The organism is Micromonospora sp. NPDC049903 (genome assembly GCF_044460945.1).
GTDB lineage: Bacteria > Actinomycetota > Actinomycetes > Mycobacteriales > Micromonosporaceae > Micromonospora.
Genome location: NZ_JBITKL010000003.1, coordinates 105,697 through 128,801 on the forward strand (window position 1 = coordinate 105,697; position 23,105 = coordinate 128,801).

The window sequence follows — 23,105 nt, forward strand, 5'->3', positions numbered from 1 at the left end:
GGACCGGACTCTCGAACGAAAGGTTGGTCCCGGTGAGCGCGAGGAGTGAGCCGGGGTTGCGAGCCCCGCAGTCGCGAACGAAAGGTTGGCGCAGATGACCACGTTCAGCCCGGCCGGCACGCTGACCGCCGAGGACCTGGGCCACATCCACCTGATCGGGGTGGGTGGCGTCGGGATGAGCGGTCTGGCCCGGCTCTTCCTCACCCGGGGGTTGCCGGTCTCCGGCAGCGAGTTGCGGGAGTGGCCGTCCCTGGCCGGTCTGCGGGCGCTCGGCGGGACGATCCACATGACCCACGAGGCGACCAACCTGGAGGGTGTGGACACCGTCGTCTACTCCTCGGCCATTCCCGCCGACCACCTGGAGATGGTCGAGGCGCGGGAGCGCGGCCTGCGGGTGCTGCACCGGTCGGAGGCGCTCGCGGCGGCGATGACCGGCCGGCGCACGGTGGCGGTGGCCGGTACGCACGGCAAGACCACCACCACCTCCATGGTGACCATGGTGCTCCAGCGGGCCGGCACCGATCCGTCCTTCGTGATCGGCGGGGAGATCTCCGAGGGCGGCTCCGGCGCGCACCACGGCACCGGTGAGCACTTCGTGGTCGAGGCGGACGAGAGCGACCGCTCGTTCCTCATCTACCGGCCGTTCGTCTCGATCATCACGAACGTCGAGGCCGACCACCTGAACACCTACGGCGACCTGGCCACCCTGGAGGCGGCCTTCGCTGAGTTCGCCCGGCTCACCGACCCGGCGGGTTACGTCATCACCTGCGCCGACGACCCGGGCGGTCGGCGGCTGGCGGCCACGCTGCGCGCCGAGGGGCGTCGGGTCTACACCTACGGCGAGGCCGACGACGCCGACCTGCGGCTGAGCGACATCGTGTCGTCGGCCCAGGGGGTGCGCTACCGGGCCCACATCGACGGTCGGTCGCTGGGTGAGTTCCGGCTGCCGGTGCCGGGCCGGCACATGGGGCTGAACAGCGCCTCGGCGGTGCTGGCGACGTACCTGCTGGAGCTGCCGCTGACGGCGGCCGAGGCCGCGCTGGCGGCCTTCCCCGGCGTCCGCCGACGGTTCGAGCGCAAGGGCGTGGTGGACGGGGTGCTCGTCTACGACGAGTACGCCTACCACCCCACCTCGATGACGCTGGCCCTGCGGACGCTGCGGGAGGTGGCCGGGGAGGGGCGGGTGATCGTCGTCTTCCAGCCCTACCGGCTCTACCGCACCCGCGACCTGCAGGCGGAGATCGCCGAGGCGCTCGCGATCGCCGACGAGCTGGTGCTGCTGGAGGTCTTCGGCCCAGGTGAGCTGCGCGGCCCGGGCGAGGGGTCGGCGGCGCTGATCGCGGCGGTGGAGCTGCCGTCGGAGCAGAAGGTCTTCGTCGACTCGTGGGAGGACGCGCCGGTGGAGGTGGCCCGTCGGGCCCGCCCCGGTGACGTGGTGGTGACCATGGGCGCCCCGCCGATCTCGCTGATGGGTGACGAGCTGCTGGTCGCGCTGACCGCGCGGGCCGCCGGTGCGCAGGTGGCGGCCGGTGGCGGCACGGCGCTCGGCGTGGACCGTACGGCGGAATGAGTCCCGGCCCGGCGCGCGGGCGCAGCACCGGTGTGGACGGCGGTGGAGGTCGCCGTCCCACCCGGCGGTGGCAACTGGTCCGGGCCGGCCGGGACGCGGTGCCCGCCTCCACCCGGCGGTTCATGGCCCGGGCCCGGCGTCGGCGGATGCGCGCCGCGCTGCCCTGGGCGGTGGCCGGTGGCGTGCTGGCCCTCGCCGGTCTGGTCGCGTGGACGCTGCTCGGCACCGGCCTGTTCGGAGTACGCGAGATGCGGGTGGAGGGCGCCGAGCTGGTCACGGCCGTGCAGGTGCGGGAGGCGGCCGGGGTGTCCGACGGCGCGCCGCTGGCCCGGGTCGACCTGGCCGAGCTGGCCGCCCGGATCGGCACGCTGCCGCCGGTGGAGCGGGCCACCGTGCACCGGGACTGGCCGGACGGGCTGGTGGTGCGGCTGACGGAGCGGACCGGCGTGGCGGTGGTGCCGCGCGAGCAGCAGTTCGACGTGATCGACGCGGCCGGGGTGGCGTTCCGGACGCTGCCGCAGCGGCCGGACGGGCTGCCGCTGCTGCGCCTGGCCGCCGCCGGGCCGGACGATCCGGACACCCGGGCGGGGCTGACGGTGCTCGGCGAGCTCACTCCGCAGTTGCGCGGTGAGCTGGCGGAGGTCCGGGTCGAGGGGCTGGCCCGGATCAGCGTGCTGCTGCGCGACGACCGCACGGTCTTCTGGGGTGACGCGACACGCGGGGCGGACAAGGCCCGGGTCGCCACCGCGTTGCTCGGCGAGGAGGCCGACCGGATCGACGTCAGCGCGCCGGACGTGGTGACCTTCCGGTGAGTGGCCGATCAGGCTGTGAAGCGTCCCGCTCCACCGGCGACACGCCGGAAAGGTCCTTGGCACATCGCTCGGCTGCGCTTACGTTGCCCGGAAGAGGATCAGTGGTTGACATAACTGTAACCCTCTAGTAGAGGGTGAGGGTTTGCCTCGCGCCCTCGCTGGGTGACAGCTGAGTCGACCGCAGGTCTGGCCACGCCGAAGCCGGTCGGGGAGCAGCCAATCTCGAAGGGAAAGGACCGGAGATGACACCTCCGCACAACTACCTGGCGGTCATCAAGGTCGTCGGCATCGGGGGCGGCGGCGTCAACGCCGTCAACCGGATGATCGAGGTTGGGCTCAAGGGCGTCGAGTTCATCGCGATCAACACGGACGCGCAGGCGTTGCTGATGAGCGACGCCGACGTGAAGCTCGACGTCGGTCGCGAACTGACCCGGGGCCTCGGCGCCGGGGCCAACCCGGACGTCGGCAAGAACGCCGCCGAGGACCACCGCGACGAGATCGAGGAGGTGCTCAAGGGCGCCGACATGGTCTTCGTGACCTGCGGCGAGGGCGGTGGCACCGGCACCGGTGGCGCTCCGGTGGTGGCGAACATCGCCCGCAAGCTGGGCGCGCTGACCATCGGTGTGGTGACCCGTCCGTTCTCCTTCGAGGGCAAGCGTCGTCAGGTGCAGGCAGAGGCCGGCATCGACGAGCTGCGCAACCAGTGCGACACCCTGATCGTCATCCCCAACGACCGGCTGCTGGCCCTCGGCGACCGCAACATCAGCATGATGGACGCGTTCCGCACCGCCGACCAGGTGCTGCTCTCCGGTGTCCAGGGCATCACCGACCTGATCACCACGCCGGGTCTGATCAACCTGGACTTCGCGGACGTCAAGAGCGTGATGAGCGGTGCCGGCAGCGCGCTGATGGGCATCGGCAGCGCGCGCGGCGAGAACCGCGCCGTGGAGGCCGCCGAGGCGGCCATCTCCAGCCCGCTGCTGGAGCAGAGCATGGACGGCGCGCGCGGTGTGCTGCTCTCCATCGCGGGCGGCTCCGACCTGGGGCTGTTCGAGATCAACGACGCCGCTCAGCTGGTCACCGACGCGGCGCACCCGGACGCCAACATCATCTTCGGTGCGGTGATCGACGACGCCCTCGGTGACGAGGTGCGGGTGACCGTGATCGCCGCCGGCTTCGACGGTGGTACTCCGGCGTACAAGGCGGCCGAGCCGACGCGCAAGACCAACCAGAACCAGCCGGCGCAGCCGAGCACCCCGGTCGTGTCGTCGCCCGCCGTGCCGGCGCCGACGCAGTCGCCGCGTCGGGTGCTGTTCGACGACGTCGACGTGCCCGACTTCCTCAAGAACGGGTCCTGAGCGGCGCCGATGACCGACAGCCCCGCACTGGTGCGACCCGACCGGCGTGCCGAACTGGCCGCCGGGCTGGCCCGGGTGCGCGCCCGCATCGCCGATGCCTGTGCCGCCGCGGGCCGGGACCGCGCCGACGTGACGATGATCGCGGTGACCAAGACCTACCCGGCCGCGGACGTGGTCGCGCTGGCCGGGCTCGGCGTGACCGACGTGGGGGAGAACCGCGACCAGGAGGCGGCTCCGAAGGCCGCCGAGGTCGCTGCGGCCGGGGTGGCGCCCCGCTGGCACTTCGTCGGCCGGCTGCAACGTAACAAGGTGAAGTCGGTGCTCCGGTACGCCGACATGGTCCAGTCCGTCGACAGCGTCCGGCTGGCGTCCACGGTGGCCGCCGCGGCCGGCGGACGGGACCGCCCGTTGGAGGTGTTGGTGCAGGTCAGCATCGACGGCGACCCGTCCCGGGGCGGGGCGGTGCCGTCCTGCGCCGACCCGGATCTGGGGCTCGGTCCGGTCACCGAGGCGGTGGCCGCCGCCGAGGGCCTGCGGCTGGCCGGTCTGATGGCGGTGGCGCCGCTCGGCTGGGAGCCGGAGCGGGCGTTCGCCCGACTGGCCGACCTCGCCGCGCAGGTGCGCGCCGCGCATCCGGGCGCCACGGTGCTCTCGGCGGGCATGAGCGGCGACCTGGAGGCGGCGATCGCCCACGGCGCGACACATGTCCGCGTCGGTAGCGCGTTGCTCGGAATGCGTCCCACGCTGCGGTAGCCTGGCCGCGAGAGAAGCAAATTACATCAGTGTTGTTTGCGGGAACGGTCTTCCTCGCCACGGGGGGCGTGACGTGCAACGCGAATTGCGCGTCGGAGGATTGCCGTTCCGGTCCAGTGGGCAGGAACGGCCCACTCGCGACAGGCGACACGGCGGGGGCGTGTGCCGCACGGCGGACGGGAAGGGCGCGGGGATGGGTGCACTGCGCAAGGCGGGGGTCTGGCTCGGACTGGTCGAAGAGGACGAGGAGCGGGCCTACGACGACGGTGGCTACGACAAGGGTGGCTACCGCGAGTCGCGTTACCGGCAGAGTCGGTACGCCGAGGAGTTCGCCGACGATGACGACGACGAGGTGGAGGAGGCGCCCGCGCCCCGGCCGCGGCTCGGAGACCGGGGGCGGCTGAGCGAGCGTGCCGGCAGTCGCCTCGGCGACTCCGAGCGGCTGGAGTCCGAGCGGCCGGAGCGGGCCGAGCGGTCCAGCGTGCGGTCGATCACCCGGGCGTCCGCCGAGTCGTCCGGTGCGAACAGCTACCACACCCGGGACAACCTGGCCCTGGCGCCGCAGGTGCAGCCGCGTGAGCGGGTGATGCCCGAGGAGGAGCAGCGCTACCAGATCACCACGCTGCACCCGACCACCTATCGGGAGGCGCGGACCATCGGCGAGCACTTCCGGGACGGCGTACCCGTGATCATCAACCTCACCGAGATGGACGAGGCGGATGCCCGCCGTCTGGTGGACTTCGCCGCCGGGTTGGCGTTCGGACTGCGCGGTACGATCGAGCGCGTGACCAACCGGGTGTTCCTACTCTCGCCGGCCAACGTCCAGGTCACCGCGGAGGACAAGGCCAAGATCGCTGAGGGTGGGTTCTTCAGCCTGAGTTGACCCGCCCGACCCGAGGGACGCCACAAGCCGTGTTGTCGATCTTGCTACAGGTTCTCTACCTGATCACGTATGTCTTTCTGATCGTTCTTTTGGCCCGATTCGTGTTGAGCGCCGTCCTGCAGTACGGGCGGCGTTGGCAACCTGGTCGCGGAGCATCGGCCGGACTGGAATCCGTGTGGAGCGTCACTGATCCCCCGCTCTGGGCGTTGAGGCGTGTGATCCCTCCGCTGCGAATTGGTACCGTGAGCATCGACCTGGCCTCCCTTGTGCTCCTGGTTATCCTGTTCGTGCTGATGAGGTTTGTGTTAGAGCCGGCGATCATCAGGACCGCCTGATGACCGACGCGCTATCGCGGCCGCAACTGACCCGAGGAGTTTCGATGCCGCTGACCCCGGCCGACGTCCATAACGTCGCCTTCAAGAAGCCGCCGATCGGCAAGCGGGGCTACGACGAGGAGGAGGTCGACGCCTTCCTGGACGAGGTCGAGCGCGAACTCGCCCGTCTGATCGAGGAGAACAACGAGCTGCGCGCCCAGGTGGAGCGCGGCGGTCGGGGCGGCGCCCCGGCCGGTCCCGGTGGCGACGCCCGCCTCGCCGCCGAGCTCAACGACGTCAAGGCTCAGCTCGACCGCGTGCAGCGGGACAAGGCCGCCGCCGAGCAGGCCGCCCGCGCGATGCAGGCCGAGCTGGAGCAGACCCGCTCCGCCGGTGGTGCGGTGCCGGGCGGTGACGGCGAGCAGCAGGCGCTGCGGGTGCTGATGATGGCCCAGCGCACGGCGGACGACCACGTCTCCGACGCGCGCCGCGAGGCCGACCAGCTGCTCTCCGAGGCCCGTTCCAAGGCCGAGGAGGTCACCCGTGAGGCGCGGGCCAAGGCCGACGCGCTGGAGCGGGACGCCCGCCAGCGGCACCAGGAGGCCATGGGCGGCCTGGACGCCAAGCGCACCGCGCTGCAGAAGCACATCGAGGAGCTCAAGCAGTTCGAGCGCGAGTACCGCACCCGGCTCAAGGCGTACCTGGAGAGCCAGCTGCGGGACCTCGACGGTCGCGGTCAGGGCCTGGAGGCCGAGATGACCCGCGGGGACGGCACCCGGGCCGCCGGCAACGGCCTGGCCGCCGCCGGGCTCGCCGGTTCCTACGGTGGCGGTCGCTCCGGCGCTCTCGAGGCCGGTCGCTGATTCGGGCCGGTGGCCGTCGTCGACACGGCGGTCGCCCGCCCTGCCTCATCGGTACGACGCGGCGGGGGTGAGCGGTGATAGTCGTCAGTCTCGCGCTCATCCTCGTCGCCGTGGTGCTGCTGGTGCTCGGTCTGGCCGGCGGCTCCAGCCCGCTGTTGGTCGTCTCGATCGGTGCCAGCCTGCTGGCCGCCGTCGCCCTGGTCACCGGCGCCCGTCAGGCCGCCACCGGTCGCGCGGCGGCCCGTGGTGACCAGGCACCGGACGACGCCACCGGACCGGGCGTCCAGGAAAGTCCGTCGGGCATCCCGACGCAGCACGTCCCGCCGACCGTCGACACCGGCGACTCCGGGTGGCGGCAACCACCCGGTTCGCCGGTGACGGTCGAGGCGGAGGCCCCGGTCGAGGGTGCGGTGGTCGACGGGTACGACGACGAGCCGGCCGCCCAGCAGATCACGCCGGAGCAGGCCGCACGGCTGGCCCGGCTGCCGGACGAGGTCCGGGTGGTCGACGGGCGACCCCGCTATCACCTGGCCGAGTGCGTGCATCTGGTCGGGCGCGACCACGAGCCGCTGCCCGCCGCCGAGGCGGCGGAACTCGGCTTCACGCCGTGCGGGCTCTGCACCCCCGGCACCGTCCTACTCTCCGAGTCCGGCCGCCGCTGAGCCGTGGCCGAGGTGCTCACCGTCGCCGTACGGGTGAAGCCCGGGGCGTCCCGTGCCCGGGTGGGTGGCCGGTTCGACGGTCCGCACGGTCCCGCCCTGGTGATCGCCGTCAACGCCCGGGCCGTGGACGGACGCGCCACCGAGGCGGCGCGCCGTGCGTTGGCCGAGGCGCTCGGTGTGCGGCCGGCGGCCGTGTCGCTGCGGGCGGGCGCGGCCAGCCGCGACAAACTCTTCCTGGTCGCCGACGCCGGGCCGGATCCGGTGTCGCGGTTGTCCCGGCTGCGCGACGGGGCGGATCCGCCCGGCTGACCGGCATCCGCCACCCGAGCCGCGAGCCACGAACCTCCCGCTGACAGCCTCCATCGTCGACGGTGGACCGGGGGACGAGGACGGCGAACCGACCGGCGACGTGGTCGCGATCTGCTAGCGTTCCCCCTGCCCCGGTAATGGCATGAATCGGGGCGGATAGGGCGTTTCGGTGCGGCAGATTGTCGGACGCCTGTACGTTCCGTATCCTTGCCAACCTCCGGAGTGCGCGGCCAGTTCGCCGCGCGCCCGTTTTGTACCTGGGGCAGCCGATGCCGGCGGCCCCTGTCCAGGCGCCGCGGATTTCCCGCGGCTCCGTGGCCGAGGGAGCGACTATGGCCAAGCCAGCCGACACCAGGACCGCAGGCCGTAAGCCGGCGCCGAAGTCCACCCGCAGTGCCGCGGAGACCGAGAAGATCCGTGCCGCGCTGGCGGCCCGCCATGACGAGTTGCGCGCCGAGTACGATCAGACGCTGAGCGAGATCACCGAGCTGCAGCGCGACCGCCTGACCGACTCGGCCGGGGACGACCAGGCCGACACCGGGACCAAGACGCTCGAGCGGGAGCAGGAGATCTCCCTCGCCAACAGCATCCTGGAACGGATCACGCAGGTCGAGCGCGCGCTGGAGCGGCTCGACGAAGGTGGTTACGGCTGGTGCGCGCGGTGCGGCAACCCCATCCCGGTGGAGCGCCTGGCCGCGTTCCCGTCGGCCACGCTCTGCGTGACCTGCAAGCAGCTGGAGGAGCGGCGCTGACGGCTGTCTCCCCGGCACTGGTGCGCGGCGGTGCGACAGCACCGCCGCGATCGTCGATGGGGAGCGAATGAGCGCAGCACCGCCCGCGGGGCCCGGCACCGCCGAGCCGGGCGCCGCCACGAAGTCGCGGCGCCGGCCGGTCACGATCCTGCTCAGCCTCGCGCTGTTCGCGGTGGCGGTCGACCTGTTCACCAAGCACCTGGCCTTGCAGGAACTGAGCGACCGGGAGCCGGTACGCCTGCTCGGCGGCGCGCTGTACTTCTCGCTGACCCGCAACAGCGGGGCCGCGTGGAGCATGGGTTCGGACTACACCTTCATCTTCCCGGTGATCGGGCTCGGTGTCCTGGGCTGGATCGCCTGGATGGCGCGGACGCTGCGCTCGGTGCCGTGGGCGATCTCGCTCGGCCTGGTGGTCGGCGGTGTGACCGGCAACCTGATCGACCGGATCTTCCGGGCACCGGGCTGGTTCGTCGGGCACGTGGTCGACATGATCAGCGTCTTCGACCCGTACGGCCGGGTCTTCCCGATCTTCAACATCGCGGACAGCGCCCTGGTCTGCGGTGTCGTGCTCGCCGTCGGCCTGGAGTTCACCGGCCGGCAGCGTGACGGCACCCGGGCCGTCGGCGAGGAGCCGCCCGCACCGGCGGCCGGGACCGACGACGCGACGCCGCCCGGCGACGACGCCGGTCCGGGTCCCCGGGCCGAGCGACCGACGACCGACGACGGACGGCGGGAGCGGGCATGACGGCCACCTTCGCCGCCGGCGGCGACCACCGCAGCCTGCCCGTCCCCGACGGCCTCGACGGGATGCGGCTGGACCAGGCCGTGGCCCGACTGTTCGGCCTCTCCCGTACCGCCGCCGCCGCGCTCGTCGACGACGGCGCGGCGCTGGTCGACGGCGCGGTACGGCCCAACTCGCACAAGGTCCGGGCGGGCTCCTGGCTGGAGGTGACGCTGCCGCCGCCGGCCACCGCGCCGATGGTGGTGCCGCAGGCGGTGCCGGGACTGCGGGTGGTCCACGCCGACGACGACATCGTGGTGGTGGACAAGCCGGTCGGCGTGGCGGCGCACCCGAGCCCGGGTTGGACCGGCCCGACGGTGATCGGCGGGCTGGCCGCGATCGGGCACACCATCGCCACCAGCGGCGCGGCCGAGCGCCAGGGCGTGGTGCACCGGCTCGACGTCGGCACCACCGGCGTGATGGTGGTGGCCAAGAGCGAGCAGGCGTACAGCGTGCTGAAGCGGGCCTTCAAGTACCGCGAGGTGGAGAAGCGGTACCACGCGGTGGTGCAGGGCCACCTGGACCCGCTGCGCGGCACCGTGGACGCCCCGATCGACCGGCACCCGCACCACGACTACCGCTGGGCGGTGGTCTCCGGCGGCAAGCCCAGCATCACCCACTACGACACCATCGAGGCGTTCCCGTCGGCCAGTCTGGTCGACGTCCGGTTGGAGACCGGTCGCACCCACCAGATCCGGGTGCACTTCTCCACCCTGCGGCACCCCTGCGTCGGTGACCTGACGTACGGCGCGGACCCGACGCTCGCCGCCCGGCTCAAACTGGATCGGCAGTGGTTGCACGCCAGAGAGTTGAGCTTCCAGCACCCCCGTACGGGGGACGAGGTCCGCTTCGTCAGCGACTACCCTGACGACCTGGGACGTGCGCTGGAACTCCTCCGCGACTGACGCGCCCCACCCGTGGAGACCGACCCGACGAGGGGGCTGCCCGTGCGTGCCGGCGACCTGCTGCGGCAGTTGGACCAGCGGCTGCTGCCCCGTCTCGCCGCCGCGTTGACCCGGCTCGGCCACGGGCCGACCCGGGTCCCGCTGCTCGGCTGGGTGGCGGTGCTGTCCTGCGCCGCCGTGCTGACCACCGCCGTGCTCGCCACCAACGGCCCACCGGTGCCGGACCGCACCGTCGGTGAGGTGACCCGGGTGGGGGTCTCCGATGGTGACTCCATCCCCGGCTACGAGCGCACCGCCGCGGCGGACCTGGCCGCGCTGGGCGGCGCGTCCCGCACCGACGGCACGTACGCGCTGGTCTCGTTGACCGAGTACCGCACGCCGCAGTCGCTCGCGGCGGTCGTCGGCGACGTCGGCGTGGCGGTGGTCTTCGGCCGGGTGCCGCTGCCGGACCGGCAGACCGAGATCGTCCGGATCCCCGCCCAGCGGCTGCCGGAGGACGTGACCGCCGGGATGACCCGGCTGGCCGAGCGCAAGGAGCAGGAGGCGACCGACTACCGGGCCCGGGCCGCCGCGCTCGGCGGCGGTGGACCGCAGCAGCGCGAGCTGCGCGAGCTCTACGAGAGTGGCGCGCAGGTGGCGGCGGCGGAGGCCACCGCGTACCGGTCCGGCTGTGCCTGCCTCTATGCGCTGGTGGTCCGGGCCGCACCGGCGCAGTTGCGCGGCGTGGCCGCCCGGCCGGGGGTGCGGGTGGTCGACCCCGCCCCGGAGGTACGGCGGTTGGAGCGCACCGTCTTCACCCCGCCGCTGCCCGAGCAGCAGGACGTCGTCCGGCCGCCGATCGACCACGGTCACACCGCGTCCCCGATGCCGACCGCCGCGACGGGTTCGCCGGCGCCGACGTCGACTCCGGAGCGCGACGCGTCGGCTTCGCCGGAGGTGACGGATTCGTCACCATCACCGGCGGTTCCCTCGTCGGTACCCCCCGTCGTCCCGCGCGAGACGGCCTCCACCTCGGTGGACAGCGCCGAGGAGAGTGAAGCGAGCCCGACACCGTGACGGTTGCGGACACATCGGTACGTCGCCCGGTGTGGCCTGAATAGGGTTTCGTTCGTAGCCTGTCAGACGGAAACCAAAGCGCTGGGAGGGCGAGCCGTGGACGGCAGCGAGACCGGTTGGGGACGGCCCGCCGAACCGGCACCGCGTTGGCGGGCGCTGCTGGATCGAGCCCGCCTGGGCGGTCGCGGCGGCGACCAGCCCGCCGAGCGGCAGGCCGACGAGGATCAGCCGCCACCGTTGCCCGATCCGCTGCCGCGCCGAGGGCCGGGTCCTGGCTACTCCGGGCGGGTGGCGCCAGTCGGACCGCCTCCGGTCGGGCAGTCACCGATGGGACCCCCGCCGGTCGGACCTCCGCCGATGGGACCTCCGCCGCCCCACCGACAGCCGTACGGTGTGGAGCCCGGTTACCGGGCCGAGGCGAGCTACCGGGTCGAGCCGCCGCGTCCCGCCCCGACGTACCCCGGGCCGCCCGGGAGCCACCCGCCGGAGCCCGGCTATCCGGGCGATCCGGGATATCCGCCGGTGCCCGAGCAACGTCGTCCCGAGCGTCGTCCTGAGCCGCGCCGCCCCGACCAGCGGGGTGCCGACCCGAGCGAGTCGCGGTACACGCTGCTGGACAACGGCTACCGGCACGCCGCCCCGCCGGTGGAGTCGCGGTACGCGTTGCTGGACAACGGCGGTTATCAGCCGCCCGCCCCGCCGGCACCCGCGCCGCCGACGGCACCGCCCGGGCCGCCGGCCCAGGCGCCCCCGGCGGCGCCACCGGGCGCGGTCGGCGGTCGCCCGGGACGCTTCGAGTGGCGGGCGCAGAACTCCGGTGGCGACCTGGAACGGGCCGCCGCCGTGCTGCGGCGGGACCTGGGCACCCCTCGGGTGGTCGCCTTCGCCAACCCCAAGGGCGGCGTGCACAAGACCACCGCGACCGTGCTGGCCGCGGCGACCGTCGGCAGCGTACGCGGGCGGGGCGTGCTGGCCTGGGACGACAACGAGTTGCGGGGCACCCTCGGGCTGCGCGCCGGCAGCGCCCGGCACGCCCGGACGATCCGGCACCTCGTTTCCGACCTGGTGCAGATCGAGATCCGCGAGGGACCGGAGCTGCTGGAGATCCTCGACGACTACCTGCGGCACGCCTCCGACGGCTCGTACGACGTGCTGGCCGGTGAGGAGAGCCCCCGGTTCGCCCAACGGCTGGACCAGTTCACCGTCAAGCGGGTGCTCGAACTGCTGCGCCGCACCCACGACGTGATCTGCGTGGACACCGGCAACAACGTGGAGAGTCCGAACTGGCGTACCGTCATGCAGGCCGCCGACCAGCTCGTGGTCACCACCGTGCCGCGCGAGGACGCCGCGTTCAGTGCCGACTGGATGCTCGACCTGCTGCACGAGGAGGGGATGGGAGAGCTGGCCGACAACGCGGTCACGCTGATCTCCTGCCCGACGCCGGGCCGGCTGCCGTTACAGGGTGACCTGGAGCGGCACTTCGCGACCCGGACCCGGGCGGTGACCGTGGTGCCGTACGACCCGGCGCTGGAGACCGGTTCCTCGATCGAGTACCACCAACTCCAGGGCGAGACCCGGCAGGCGTGGCTGCGGGCGGCGGCGGCGATGCTGGAGCCCTTCGGTCGGTGACGCGTCCGGGCAGCTCACCACCGACCGTGGTGACGGAGTGGCGACACCGTGCACGGTGTCCGACGGCAACTGCGAGGATCAACGGGTGAGCCCGGAGACCCCCGCCGCCGAACCGCCCGCACCGGTACCGCCGGCCGTCCCGCAGCCGCCGACCGGACCGCCGCGCCGTCCCGCCCGTACGCTGCGGGTCGGTGCTCTGACCGCGCTCGTGATGGGTCTGCTGGGTGTCCCGCTGGGGCTGCTCTGGGCGGTGCTCGCCCCGGCCACCCCGGTGGTCAAGAGTGCTCCCGGTCGGGCCGTCTACGGTCAGGCGCAGCCGGAGCAGCCGATCGCCGCCGACGGTTGGTTCAGCCTGCTCGGTCTCGGTTTCGGGGTGCTCGCCGCGCTCGTCGTCTGGCTGGTGCTGCGGCGCTACCGGGGGCCGGTCGGCCTGGTCGTCGTGGTGACCGGTGGCCTCGCCGCCGCTCTGGTCGCCTGGCAGGTGGGGCGGCGCATCGGGTTGGGCGGCTACGAGCGGCTGCTGGAGAGCGCGCCGGACGGCGCCCGGCTGGCCAAACCCGCCGACCTGCGGGCCGGCGGCATCGAGATGGTGCTCGGCGTGCTGCCGGTGCCGCACGGCAACCTGCTGCTGCCGGCGTTCGGGGCCGCGGTGGCGTACACCCTGCTGGCCGGCTGGTCCCGGTGGCCGTCGCTGCGTCCCGAGCCGGAGCCCGACCCGGCCTGGTTCGTCCCGCCGGCCGGTCACCCGGACGGGACCGTGCCACCGCCGCTCGGCTACCCGGGCGGGACCGTGCCACCGCCGCTCGATTACCCGGACGGCGCCCAACGGCCGCCGGTCGGCTATCCCGGCGGGACCGTGCCACCGCCGGTCGGCTACCCGGGCGGGCCGGTGCCGCCGCCGGTCAGTTCGGAGCCGGCGGCGTCGTGGCCAGCTCCGCCAGCGGCACCGGCACCGCCCGCACCTGGCGCAGCAGAGCCGCCTCGCGGTTGAGCAGCGTCAGCTCGGCGCGCAGCCGGGCGGCGGTGTCGTCGATCGCCAGCAGCCGCTGCCGGTCGGCCAGGGTCAACGCGGCGGTCGCGGCCACCAGGTGGGAGAGCACCGTCGGGTCCTCGGGCAACTGCTCGCTGAGCTGCTCGGGCTCGGCCCGCATCAGCCCGAGGTACTGCCGGAACACGGCGGTGACCCGGGCCGCGAGCAACGAGGCGGCCTCGTCCGGGCCACTCGGCTCGGGCAGCCACTGCACCTCGGCCGTCAGGTACGGCGCGGAGGCGGGGTCGATCTCGGTGACCCGGAACCGTCGCTTGCCCACCGTGACGATGTCGAACCCGCCGTCGGGCAACTCGGCGACCTCCCGCAGCTCGGCGGTACAGCCCACCTCGTGCAGCGTCACCTCGCCGGTGCCCGGGGTGACCCGGCCGGGGCCGGGGGCCACCTCCCAGCCGCTGCGGATGGCCACCACACCGAACTCGCGGGGCGTACCCGGTGGCAGGTCGACCAGGTGGCGGACCAGCGCGCGGTAGCGCTCCTCGAAGATGTGCAGCGGCAGCACCAAACCGGGGAAGAGCACCGTGGTGAGCGGGAACACCGGCAGCCGTGCGGTCACGTGATCGAGCGTAGCCCCACTCGGCGCCACCGGAGTGTCCCGGCTCACCGTCCCGGACAGCGGGCGGCGTCGGTCGGCCCGTCGGCGGGCCGCCTAGACTCGCAGGGGTGTTGAACCGGATCGACCTGCGCGGTGGCGAGCCCGACCCACGCCACCTGCTGCCCCGTGCCCAACTCGACGTGTCGGTGGCCGTCGAGCGCATCCGCCCGATCGTGGAGGCGGTCCGTGAGCATGGTTACCCGGCGGTCCGCGAGGCCAGTGAGCGGTTCGACGGGATCTCCCCGGACGTGCTGCGGGTGCCGGTCGAGGCGATCGCCGCGGCGGAGGACACCCTCGACCCGCAGGTCCGCGCCGCGCTGCTGGAGTCGATCAGCCGGACCCGCAAGGTGCACGACGACCAGCGGCGCACCGACCACACCACCCAGGTCGTGCCGGGCGGCACGGTCACCGAGCGCTGGGTGCCGGTCGACCGGGTCGGTCTCTACGTTCCCGGCGGCCTGGCGATGTACCCGTCGACCGTGGTGATGAACGTGGTGCCCGCCCAGGCGGCCGGAGTCCGGTCGCTGGTGGTGGCCTCGCCGCCGCAGAAGGAGAACGGCGGGCTGCCGGACGCCCGGGTGCTGGCGGCCTGCGCGTTGCTCGGCGTCGACGAGGTCTACGCCGTCGGCGGGGCGCAGGCGGTGGCCATGTTGGCGTACGGCTGCGCGGTGGACGCCGCCGGCAGCGCGCACTGCGCTCCGGTCGACATGATCACCGGGCCGGGCAACATCTGGGTCACCGCCGCCAAGCGGCTGCTGCGGGGCGTGGTGGGCATCGACGCCGAGGCCGGTCCGACCGAGATCGCCATCCTCGCCGACGACACCGCCGACCCGGCGCACGTCGCCGCCGACCTGATCAGCCAGGCCGAGCACGACCCGCTGGCGGCGAGCGTGCTGGTCACCCCCTCGGTGGCGCTGGCCGACGCGGTGGACCGCGAACTGGCCCGGCAGGTGCCGACCACCAAGCACGCCGACCGGGTGGCCACCGCGCTGGGCGGGGAGCAGAGCGGCGTCGTGCTCGTCGACGACCTGGCCGCCGGGCTGCGGGTGGTCGACGCGTACGCGGCGGAGCACCTGGAGATCCAGACCGTCGACGCCCGGGAGTGGGCGATGCGGGTACGCAACGCCGGGGCGATCTTCGTGGGCGCGTACTCGCCGGTGTCGCTGGGCGACTACTGCGCCGGTTCCAACCACGTGCTGCCCACCGGCGGCTGTGCCCGGCACTCCTCCGGGCTCTCGGTGCAGTCCTTCCTGCGCGGTATCCACCTGGTGGAGTACACCGAGGAGGCGCTGCGGGAGGTGGCCCCGCACGTGGTGGCGCTGGCCACCGCGGAGGACCTGCCCGCGCACGGCCAGGCGGTGTCGGCCCGATTCCCTCAGGACCCCTCATGACCGAGCTGTCCGACCTGCCGATCCGGGACGATCTGCGCGGGCTGTCGCCGTACGGCGCGCCGCAGCTCGACGTGCCGGTGCGGCTGAACACCAACGAGAACTCCTACCCGGTGCCGGAGCCGGTGGTGGAGGCGATCGGCAAGGCCGTCGCCGCCGAGCTGCGGGACCTCAACCGGTACCCGGACCGTGACGCGGTGGCGCTCCGCGCCGACCTGGCCGAGTACGTCGGCCACGGGCTCACCGCCGACGGGGTGTGGGCGGCCAACGGCTCCAACGAGATCCAGCAGCAGCTCCTCCAGGCGTTCGGGGGGCCGGGGCGGACCGCGCTCGGCTTCACCCCGGCGTACTCGATGCATCCGCTGCTGGCGTTGGGCACCGGCACCCGGTGGGTGCCGGCCCGGCGCGGCGTCGACTTCGGGTTGACCGCCGACGAGGCGGTGGCCCAGATCCGCGAGCACCGGCCCGACGTGGTCTTCCTCTGCTCGCCGAACAACCCCACCGGCACCGCGCTCGACCCGGCGGTGGTCACCGCCGTGCTGGACGTAACGCCGGGCATGGTGGTGGTCGACGAGGCGTACGCGGAGTTCGCCCGGCCGGGGACGGTCAGCGCCCTGGCGGTCCTGCCCGGGCACCCTCGGCTGGTGGTGACCCGGACGATGAGCAAGGCGTTCGGGTTCGCCGGCGGGCGGCTGGGCTACCTGGCGGCCGACCCGGCCGTGGTGGCGGCGGTGCAGCTCGTGCGCCTGCCGTACCACCTGTCGGCGCTCACCCAGGCCGCCGCGCGGGCGGCGCTGGCGCACCGCGAGGCCCTGCTCGGCACCGTGGCGGAGATCATGCGGCAGCGCGACCGGATCGTCGCCGCGCTGCGGGAGCGTGGCCTGCGGGTGGCCGACAGCGACGCCAACTTCGTGCTCTACGAGGTGGGCGGCGACCAGGGCGTGGCCTGGCGCGCGATGCTGGCGCAGGGGGTGCTGGTCCGCGACGTCGGCCTGCCGGGCTGGCTGCGGGTCACCGCCGGCACCCCGGCCGAGACCGACGCCTTCCTTGCCGCCGTGGACGAGACCCAGCGCGAGGGCCAGGCCGCCCCGCCGCGACCGAAAGGCACCACATCATGAGCCGGACCGCCCGGGTGGAGCGGATCACCAAGGAGACCAAGGTCCTGGTGGAGATCGACCTCGACGGCACCGGAGCGGTCGAGATCAGCACCGGGGTCGGCTTCTACGACCACATGCTGCACCAGATCGCCCGGCACGGCGGTTTCGACCTGACCGTGCAGACCGTGGGTGACCTGGAGATCGACGCCCACCACACGATGGAGGACACCGCGTTGGCGCTGGGCGCCGCGTTCGACCAGGCGCTGGGCGACAAGGCCGGCATCCGGCGGTACGGCTCGGCCGTCGTCCCGATGGACGAGGTGCTGGTCCGGGCCGCCGTCGACCTGTCCGGCCGGCCGTACGTGGTGCACGACGAGCCGGCGCTGGCGCCGTACATCGGGCCGGTCTACCCGACCAGCATGACCCGGCACATCTGGGAGTCGTTCGGTCAGGCGGCCCGGATCACGCTGCACGTGGACGTGCTGCGGGCGGCCCGCCCCGGCGGGCACCCGGACGCCCACCACGTAGTGGAGGCGCAGTTCAAGGCGGTCTCCCGGGCGCTGCGCGAGGCGACCGCGCTGGACCCGCGCTCCGCCGGCGCGATCCCGAGCACCAAGGGCGCGCTGTGACCGGCCGGGGCGTGACCGGGCGGGGGTGCCGCTGATGGGCGGGGTACTGCCGACGCTGTTGCTGATCTTCGCCGGGGTGCTGGTGGGCGGGACGCTCTCGCTGCACCGGCAGGGCGCGCCCCGGGGTGCGGTGGTGGTCTGCGGTCTGCTGGCGCTGCTGGCCAGCGTCGCCGGTGTGCTGTGGCTGCTGCCGGGGGAGGGATAGTGGCCGACGTGACCAGTCGCCCGGCCGGTGCCGAGGACGCGCGTTGCCGGGTCGTGGTGCTCGACTACGGGTCGGGCAACCTGCGCTCGGCGGAACGGGCGCTGGCCGCCGCCGGTGCCGACGTGGTGGTCACCGGAGACCTGGCCGCCGCCGCGCAGTCCGACGGTCTGGTGGTGCCCGGGGTGGGTGCCTTCGCCGCGTGCATGGCCGGCATCGAGGAGATCGGCGCGGGTCCGGTGATCGCCGAGCGGGTCGCCGCCGGTCGGCCGGTGCTGGGCATCTGCGTGGGCATGCAGATCCTCTTCGAGTCCGGTGACGAGCACGGGGTGGTCACCAAGGGGCTGGGTCTGCTGCCGGGTGGCGTCACCCGGCTCCCCGCCGCCCGGTTGCCGCACATGGGCTGGAACACCGTGCAGGCGCCGGTGGGTTCGGTGCTCTTCGCCGGCCTGCCCGCTGACAGCCGCTTCTACTTCGTGCACTCGTATGCGGCCGGTGACGTGGCGGCGCTGACCGAGGCCGGCGCCAAGGTGACCACCGCCCACCACGACCGTGACTTCGTCGCGGCGGTGGAACGGGGTGCGCTGTCGGCCGCCCAGTTCCACCCGGAGAAGTCCGCCGACACCGGTGCCGCCCTGCTGCGCAACTGGCTGGCCACGGTGCCCGTCGGTGGCTGACCGGGGCAGGGCCCGGCGGCCGGGGACGACCGGGCGTACGCGGAGGCGCCGGTGAGCAAGGAACGGGCCCGCCGTCGCGCGGTCCGCGAGGCGGAGGCCGCCCGACGTCAGGTGGTCCGGGAACGGGCGATGGCCCGCCGGGCCCGGCGTCGTGCGCTGGTCCGCCGGCTCGTGCCCACCGCCCGCCGGGGCCGGACCGGTCGGTTGCTCCGGTACTCCCGGGGTGAACGTGCCGCGATCGTGGCGCTGACCCTGGCGGCGCTGGTCCTGATCTGGCTGCTCGTGCCCGACCTGGGGCTGCGGCTGTTGTTGATCGTGTTGTTGTTGCTCGTTCTGCCGGTGATCGTGGTGATCGCCCTGAACCGCCGTTCCTGATCTGAGAGGACCAAGATTCGTGAGCCTCACCCTGTTGCCCGCCGTGGACGTCGCCGACGGCGAGGCCGTCCGACTCGTGCAGGGCGCCGCGGGTAGCGAGACCACCTACGGCGATCCGCTGGAGGCCGCGTTGGCCTGGCAGCAGGACGGTGCCGAGTGGATCCACCTGGTCGACCTCGACGCGGCGTTCGGCCGGGGCTCCAACGCGGCGCTGCTCGCCGAGGTGGTGCGTCGGCTCGACGTACGGGTCGAACTGTCCGGCGGCATCCGGGACGACGCGTCCCTGCGGGCCGCCCTGGCCACCGGCGCCGAGCGGGTGAACATCGGCACCGCGGCGCTGGAGGACCCGGAGTGGTGCGACCGGATCTGCGGCGAGTACGGCGACCGGGTCGCGATCGGGCTGGACGTGCGGGGTCGGACCCTGGCGGCGCGCGGGTGGACCCGCGACGGCGGTGACCTGTACGAGGTGCTGGAGCGGCTGGACAAGGCCGGCGCCTCCCGGTACGTGGTCACCGACATCACCAAGGACGGCACCATGCGCGGGCCGAACCTGGACCTGCTGCGGGCGGTGTGTGGCCGCACCGACGCCCCGGTGATCGCCTCCGGGGGTGTCTCGACCCTGGACGACCTGCGGGCGCTGGCGACGCTGGAGCCGATCGGCGTGGAGGGCGTGATCGCCGGCAAGGCGCTCTACGCGGGCGCGTTCACCGTCGCCCAGGCCCTGGAAACCCTCGCCGAGCGGTAAGGAAGGGCACCTTGTTAACGCCTGCGGTAGAGGAAGGGTCCCCTGCTAACACGTCAGCCGGCCGAGGGCCCGGGTACGGCCGGTCAGCGCACCGGCACCGAGCGATAGGCTTCCGGCATGACGGTGGCGGTGCGCGTGATCCCCTGTCTCGACGTGGACGCCGGTCGGGTGGTCAAGGGGGTCAACTTCCTCGACCTGCGGGACGCCGGTGATCCGGTCGAGCTGGCGGCGGCGTACGACCGGGCGGGCGCGGACGAGCTGACCTTCCTGGACGTGACCGCCTCCTCCAGTGACCGGGGCACCATGCTCGACGTGGTGCGGCGTACCGCCGAGTCGGTCTTCATCCCGCTGACCGTGGGCGGTGGCGTGCGTGCGGTGGGGGACGTGGACACGCTGCTGCGCGCCGGTGCCGACAAGGTCGGGGTGAACACCGCGGCCATCGCCCGGCCGGAGCTGATCGCCGAGATCGCGGACCGGTTCGGCCGCCAGGTGCTGGTGCTCTCGCTGGACGTGCGGCGGGCACCGGCCGGCACCACCGACAGCGGTTTCGAGGTCACCACGCACGGCGGCCGGCGGGGGACCGGGCTGGACGCGGTGTGGTGGGCCGCACGCGGCGCGGAGCTGGGTGCCGGGGAGATCCTGCTGAACTCGATGGACGCCGACGGCACGAAGGCCGGGTTCGACCTCGAACTCATCGCCGCGGTACGCCGGGTGGTCGACGTGCCGGTGGTGGCCAGTGGTGGCGCGGGCGAGGTGGCGCACTTCCCTCCGGCGATCGGCGCGGGTGCCGACGCGGTCCTCGCGGCGAGCGTCTTCCACTTCGGGGAGCTGACCGTCACCGAGGTCAAGGACGCGTTGCGCGGCGCGGGTCACCCCGTCCGCTGACCCGTCGGCCAGCCTCGGTCGCTGTCCGGGCGCTCAGCCCCGGCCGGAATGGCCCTCGGGTGAGCGGCGGGGCATCGGCACGGAACGGACCAGGTATTCCTGGACGGCGGCGGTGTGCTCGGCCTCGTCGAGGTGCCAGTCCGCGTTGCCGGGCGGGTGCCGTCGGCTGAGCACGCCCTGCACGGTGTCGACGGTGGTGGCCAGCCCGGCGCTGGGTCGGGTACGCCAGAGCCGCTCCCCGTCGGCGGTGATCCGGAACCAGCCGTCGGCGACGTCCACCAGGCCGGCGCCGAGCAGTCGGCGGATCGCGCCCTCGATGTCGTGTCGTTCGGGGAGTGTCCGGTCGAGGTGGTCGGCCGTGGAGATCACGTCGGCCAGGCGTACGCCCTCGGGCCTGCGGGTTGTCGGGGAACGCCGGTGCCTCCCCGCGCCGCTGGCGATCACCAACGAGACGAAGATCCACGCGTCGGTCCGTCGCCAGGCGTTCTCCCCCATGTGGAGATTCTGCCGTCAGTGCGGCGGGAAGGAAACACCGCCCGACCCACTGCGACTCTGCGTCAAGACACCATCGCCGAGGGTCGATGTCGCGTGTCGGTCGGCGGTGCTGCCGGTACGCGGGGTGGCGCGGTGACGCCGTCAGGTGGCGGGCGCGGTCTCGACCGGTGCGGGTCCCGGCTCGGGGGTGTCGAAGACCGGCAGGAAGAACTGGGCGAGCGGGCCGATGGTCAGCGCGTACGCGACGGTGCCGAGGCCGACCGTCCCACCGAGCAGCCAGCCGACGGCCAGCACGCCGATCTCGATGGCGGTGCGGACCAGGCGTAGCGACCAGCCGGGCCGGCGGGCGACGAGGCCGGTCATCAGCCCGTCGCGGGGCCCCGGCCCGAGTCGGGCGCCGAGGTAGAGGGCGGTGGCGACGCCGTTGCCGACGATGCCGGCCACCAGCAGCGCGATCCGCACCGGCAGCGGCCCGCCGGTGGGCAGCAGGGCCAGCGTGGCGTCGACGGCCAGGCCGATCACCACCACGTTGGCAACGGTGCCGATGCCGGGACGTTGCCGCAGCGGGATCCAGGCCAACAGCACCAGGGCGCCCACCAGGATGACCGTGGTGCCCATGGTCAGCCCGGTCAGCCGGGAGAGCCCCTGGTGGAACACGTCCCAGGGGTTCAGGCCCAGCTCGGAACGGATCATCAGCGCCATGCTGAAGCCGTAGAGGACGAGGCCGACGTGGAGTTGGGTCAGTCGCCGGACCGGCCGGTGGCGGAGGTTGCCAATCAGGGTCACGCATGCCACTCTAGGGGCCAATCTGGGCACGCATAGAGCCAATTTTCGGGGAGTGGCCATGGCGAGTCAGGTGCGTGGGGCGCAATTGGCCCGACTACTCGGTCAGTGGCATGCCCTGCCCGGGCGACGGCGCAGTCCCGACTACGCCGCGCTGGCCGGCGCGGTACGCGGCCTGCTCGCCGACGGACGACTGCCGCTGGGCGTACGCCTGCCGGCGGAACGGGACCTGGCCGAGGCGCTGCGGATCAGCCGGACCACCGTCACCGCCGCCTACCGAGAACTGCGCGACAGTGGGCACCTCTCCAGCCGCCGGGGTGCGGGAAGCTGGACCCGGCTGCCCGGCACGCACCGGGTGGCGCCCAACGGGCTCTGGATCCCGCTCGACGACCGGGACATGATCGACCTGGGGGTGGCGGCGCTGGCCGCCCCACCGGAGCTGCTGCCGGCGGCCCAGGCCGCGACCGAGGACCTGCCCCGCTACCTCGGCGGGGCCGGCTACCACCCGACCGGCATCATCGAGCTGCGGGAGGCGGTGGCCCAGGGCTACACCGACCGGGGACTGCCCACCTCACCCGACCAGATCATGGTCACCAACGGCACCCAGCACGCCCTTGACCTGGTGCTCCGGCTGGCCCTGGCGCCGGGCGGCGGGGTGCTGGTCGAGTCACCGAGCTACCCCAACGCGCTGGCCGCGCTGGCCGCCCGACGGGCCCGGATCACCACCCACGGCCTGGCCGCCGACGCCACCGGCTGGGACGCCGACCTGATGCTCGGCTCGCTCCGGCAGGTACGCCCCCGGGTGGCCTACCTGATCCCGGACTTCCAGAACCCGACCGGGCACCTGATGGCGGCGGAGCTGCGCGAGCGGCTGGTGACCACCGCGCATGCCGTCGGCACCGACCTGGTGATCGACGAGTCCTTCGTGGACCTGCCGCTGGACGGCACCACACTGCCGCCGCCGACCGCGAGCTTCGACCGGCACTCCCGGGTGGTCAGCATCGGCGGCATGAGCAAGCCCTTCTGGGGCGGCCTGCGGATCGGTTGGATCAGGGCCTCCGCGCCGCAGGTGCAGCGGCTGGCCGCGGCCCGGGTCGGCGTCGACATGTCCAGTCCGGTGCTGGACCAACTCGTCGCCGTGCACCTGCTGGCCGCCGCGCCCGGCATCGTCGCCGCCCGGCGTACGCAACTGGCAGTGCAACGGGACGCGTTGCTCGGCGCGCTGGCCGACCGGCTGCCGGAGTGGCGGGTCACCGTGCCGCGCGGCGGCGTCACGCTCTGGGCCGAACTGGACGGCCCGATCTCCAGCGCGCTGGCCCGGGCGACGGAGGAGGTCGGCGTACGCCTGGCGCCGGGACCCCGGTTCGGCCTGGACGGCACGCTGGAACGCTTCCTGCGGCTGCCTTTCACCCTGCCCGCCGCGGACCTGGTCGAGGCGGTGGGCCGGATCGCCGCGGTCCGGTACGACCTGGACCGCGCCGGCCTGCCCCGGTGGCGGGAGCCGAGCGTCATCGCCTGAGCGTGGCCCGCCGGTCGATC

The 23,105-nt window shown here is 73.5% G+C and carries 26 protein-coding genes and 1 pseudogene; 24 read left to right on the top strand and 3 right to left on the bottom strand.

Translation table 11 applies throughout. The features are described 5' to 3' along the window. The first annotated feature begins 94 nt into the window (after positions 1-94). The 15 genes and pseudogenes from murC to ACIBO1_RS08310 all read left to right on the top strand — a co-directional run. Complete coding sequence (murC, locus tag ACIBO1_RS08240) at positions 95-1,570, top strand: UDP-N-acetylmuramate--L-alanine ligase (protein ID WP_396742627.1); 1,476 nt, start codon at positions 95-97, stop codon at positions 1,568-1,570. A 32-nt stretch (positions 1,571-1,602) separates the two neighbouring features. After that, entirely contained in the window at positions 1,603-2,382 is a 780-nt protein-coding gene (locus ACIBO1_RS08245) for a cell division protein FtsQ/DivIB (protein ID WP_396743280.1), read from the top strand. 242 nt (positions 2,383-2,624) lie between these two features. Continuing rightward, a complete protein-coding gene (gene ftsZ / locus ACIBO1_RS08250) occupies positions 2,625-3,740 on the top strand; it encodes a cell division protein FtsZ (RefSeq protein WP_396742629.1) in 1,116 nt (371 codons plus the stop codon). Between the two features lie 9 nt (positions 3,741-3,749). After that, complete coding sequence (locus tag ACIBO1_RS08255) at positions 3,750-4,493, top strand: YggS family pyridoxal phosphate-dependent enzyme (RefSeq protein ID WP_396742631.1); 744 nt, start codon at positions 3,750-3,752, stop codon at positions 4,491-4,493. 193 nt (positions 4,494-4,686) lie between these two features. Continuing rightward, a complete protein-coding gene (locus ACIBO1_RS08260) occupies positions 4,687-5,376 on the top strand; it encodes a cell division protein SepF (protein WP_396742633.1) in 690 nt (229 codons plus the stop codon). Positions 5,377-5,405: 29 nt separating this feature from the next. Then, on the top strand, positions 5,406-5,711 hold the full coding sequence (locus tag ACIBO1_RS08265; RefSeq protein WP_111212523.1) for a YggT family protein: 306 nt from the start codon (positions 5,406-5,408) through the stop codon (positions 5,709-5,711). A gap of 44 nt (positions 5,712-5,755) precedes the next feature. Beyond that, positions 5,756-6,553: a DivIVA domain-containing protein gene (locus ACIBO1_RS08270; RefSeq protein WP_117227072.1), complete on the top strand. Its 798-nt coding sequence runs from the start codon at positions 5,756-5,758 to the stop codon at positions 6,551-6,553. A gap of 74 nt (positions 6,554-6,627) precedes the next feature. Further along, a complete protein-coding gene (locus ACIBO1_RS08275) occupies positions 6,628-7,215 on the top strand; it encodes a hypothetical protein (RefSeq protein ID WP_396742635.1) in 588 nt (195 codons plus the stop codon). Positions 7,216-7,218: 3 nt separating this feature from the next. Continuing rightward, positions 7,219-7,524, top strand: a complete 306-nt coding sequence (locus ACIBO1_RS08280; RefSeq protein WP_396742637.1) for a DUF167 domain-containing protein — start codon at positions 7,219-7,221, stop codon at positions 7,522-7,524. A gap of 332 nt (positions 7,525-7,856) precedes the next feature. Beyond that, positions 7,857-8,276, top strand: coding sequence for a TraR/DksA C4-type zinc finger protein (locus ACIBO1_RS08285; RefSeq protein ID WP_117227075.1), 420 nt, complete (start codon positions 7,857-7,859; stop codon positions 8,274-8,276). A 67-nt stretch (positions 8,277-8,343) separates the two neighbouring features. Beyond that, positions 8,344-9,021, top strand: coding sequence for a signal peptidase II (locus ACIBO1_RS08290; RefSeq protein ID WP_350696382.1), 678 nt, complete (start codon positions 8,344-8,346; stop codon positions 9,019-9,021). Then, complete coding sequence (locus tag ACIBO1_RS08295) at positions 9,018-9,962, top strand: RluA family pseudouridine synthase (protein ID WP_396742640.1); 945 nt, start codon at positions 9,018-9,020, stop codon at positions 9,960-9,962. Before ACIBO1_RS08290 ends, ACIBO1_RS08295 begins: the two co-directional genes overlap by 4 nt. A 42-nt stretch (positions 9,963-10,004) precedes the next feature. Next, positions 10,005-11,018, top strand: a complete 1,014-nt coding sequence (locus ACIBO1_RS08300; RefSeq protein WP_396742642.1) for a hypothetical protein — start codon at positions 10,005-10,007, stop codon at positions 11,016-11,018. Between the two features lie 96 nt (positions 11,019-11,114). Further along, complete coding sequence (locus ACIBO1_RS08305) at positions 11,115-12,647, top strand: MinD/ParA family protein (RefSeq protein WP_396742644.1); 1,533 nt, start codon at positions 11,115-11,117, stop codon at positions 12,645-12,647. Between the two features lie 85 nt (positions 12,648-12,732). Then, positions 12,733-13,353: pseudogene (locus ACIBO1_RS08310) on the top strand (DUF2567 domain-containing protein); the annotation flags it as partial. Positions 13,354-13,549: 196 nt separating this feature from the next. Here ACIBO1_RS08310 and ACIBO1_RS08315 read toward each other — a convergent pair. Further along, complete coding sequence (locus ACIBO1_RS08315; protein ID WP_396742646.1) at positions 13,550-14,251, bottom strand: LON peptidase substrate-binding domain-containing protein; 702 nt, start codon at positions 14,249-14,251, stop codon at positions 13,550-13,552. Between the two features lie 107 nt (positions 14,252-14,358). Between ACIBO1_RS08315 and hisD the strand changes: the two genes are divergently transcribed. The 8 genes from hisD (at position 14,359) to hisF (ending at position 20,288) form a co-directional block, all read left to right on the top strand. Then, complete coding sequence (hisD, locus tag ACIBO1_RS08320) at positions 14,359-15,681, top strand: histidinol dehydrogenase (protein WP_396742648.1); 1,323 nt, start codon at positions 14,359-14,361, stop codon at positions 15,679-15,681. After that, positions 15,678-16,796 (top strand): histidinol-phosphate transaminase, encoded by a 1,119-nt coding sequence (locus ACIBO1_RS08325; RefSeq protein WP_396742650.1) that lies wholly within the window; start codon positions 15,678-15,680, stop codon positions 16,794-16,796. Before hisD ends, ACIBO1_RS08325 begins: the two co-directional genes overlap by 4 nt. After that, complete coding sequence (gene hisB / locus ACIBO1_RS08330) at positions 16,793-17,404, top strand: imidazoleglycerol-phosphate dehydratase HisB (protein WP_396693010.1); 612 nt, start codon at positions 16,793-16,795, stop codon at positions 17,402-17,404. The genes ACIBO1_RS08325 and hisB overlap by 4 nt, the downstream gene beginning before the upstream one ends. 34 nt (positions 17,405-17,438) lie before the next feature. Then, positions 17,439-17,609, top strand: coding sequence for a hypothetical protein (locus ACIBO1_RS08335; RefSeq protein WP_396742652.1), 171 nt, complete (start codon positions 17,439-17,441; stop codon positions 17,607-17,609). A gap of 8 nt (positions 17,610-17,617) precedes the next feature. Beyond that, entirely contained in the window at positions 17,618-18,283 is a 666-nt protein-coding gene (gene hisH / locus ACIBO1_RS08340) for an imidazole glycerol phosphate synthase subunit HisH (RefSeq protein WP_396742654.1), read from the top strand. Between the two features lie 51 nt (positions 18,284-18,334). Next, positions 18,335-18,658 (top strand): hypothetical protein, encoded by a 324-nt coding sequence (locus ACIBO1_RS08345; RefSeq protein WP_396742656.1) that lies wholly within the window; start codon positions 18,335-18,337, stop codon positions 18,656-18,658. Between the two features lie 19 nt (positions 18,659-18,677). Next, positions 18,678-19,403, top strand: coding sequence for a bifunctional 1-(5-phosphoribosyl)-5-((5-phosphoribosylamino)methylideneamino)imidazole-4-carboxamide isomerase/phosphoribosylanthranilate isomerase PriA (gene priA / locus ACIBO1_RS08350; protein ID WP_350696399.1), 726 nt, complete (start codon positions 18,678-18,680; stop codon positions 19,401-19,403). 117 nt (positions 19,404-19,520) lie between these two features. Further along, positions 19,521-20,288 carry an imidazole glycerol phosphate synthase subunit HisF gene (gene hisF, locus ACIBO1_RS08355; RefSeq protein WP_396742658.1) on the top strand — a complete coding sequence of 256 codons (768 nt, stop codon included), beginning with the start codon at positions 19,521-19,523 and terminating at the stop codon, positions 20,286-20,288. Positions 20,289-20,321: 33 nt separating this feature from the next. On the opposite strand, the gene ACIBO1_RS08360 is transcribed toward hisF, so the two are convergent. Together ACIBO1_RS08360 and ACIBO1_RS08365 are read right to left on the bottom strand one after the other, a co-directional pair. Beyond that, the gene (locus tag ACIBO1_RS08360; protein ID WP_350696402.1) at positions 20,322-20,783 is read right to left on the bottom strand and encodes a hypothetical protein; all 462 of its coding nucleotides are present in this window, start codon (positions 20,781-20,783) and stop codon (positions 20,322-20,324) included. A gap of 141 nt (positions 20,784-20,924) precedes the next feature. Further along, positions 20,925-21,569, bottom strand: a complete 645-nt coding sequence (locus ACIBO1_RS08365) for a YitT family protein (RefSeq protein WP_396742661.1) — start codon at positions 21,567-21,569, stop codon at positions 20,925-20,927. 58 nt (positions 21,570-21,627) lie between these two features. Between ACIBO1_RS08365 and ACIBO1_RS08370 the strand changes: the two genes are divergently transcribed. Next, on the top strand, positions 21,628-23,085 hold the full coding sequence (locus tag ACIBO1_RS08370; RefSeq protein WP_396742664.1) for a PLP-dependent aminotransferase family protein: 1,458 nt from the start codon (positions 21,628-21,630) through the stop codon (positions 23,083-23,085). Positions 23,086-23,105: the final 20 nt, after the last annotated feature.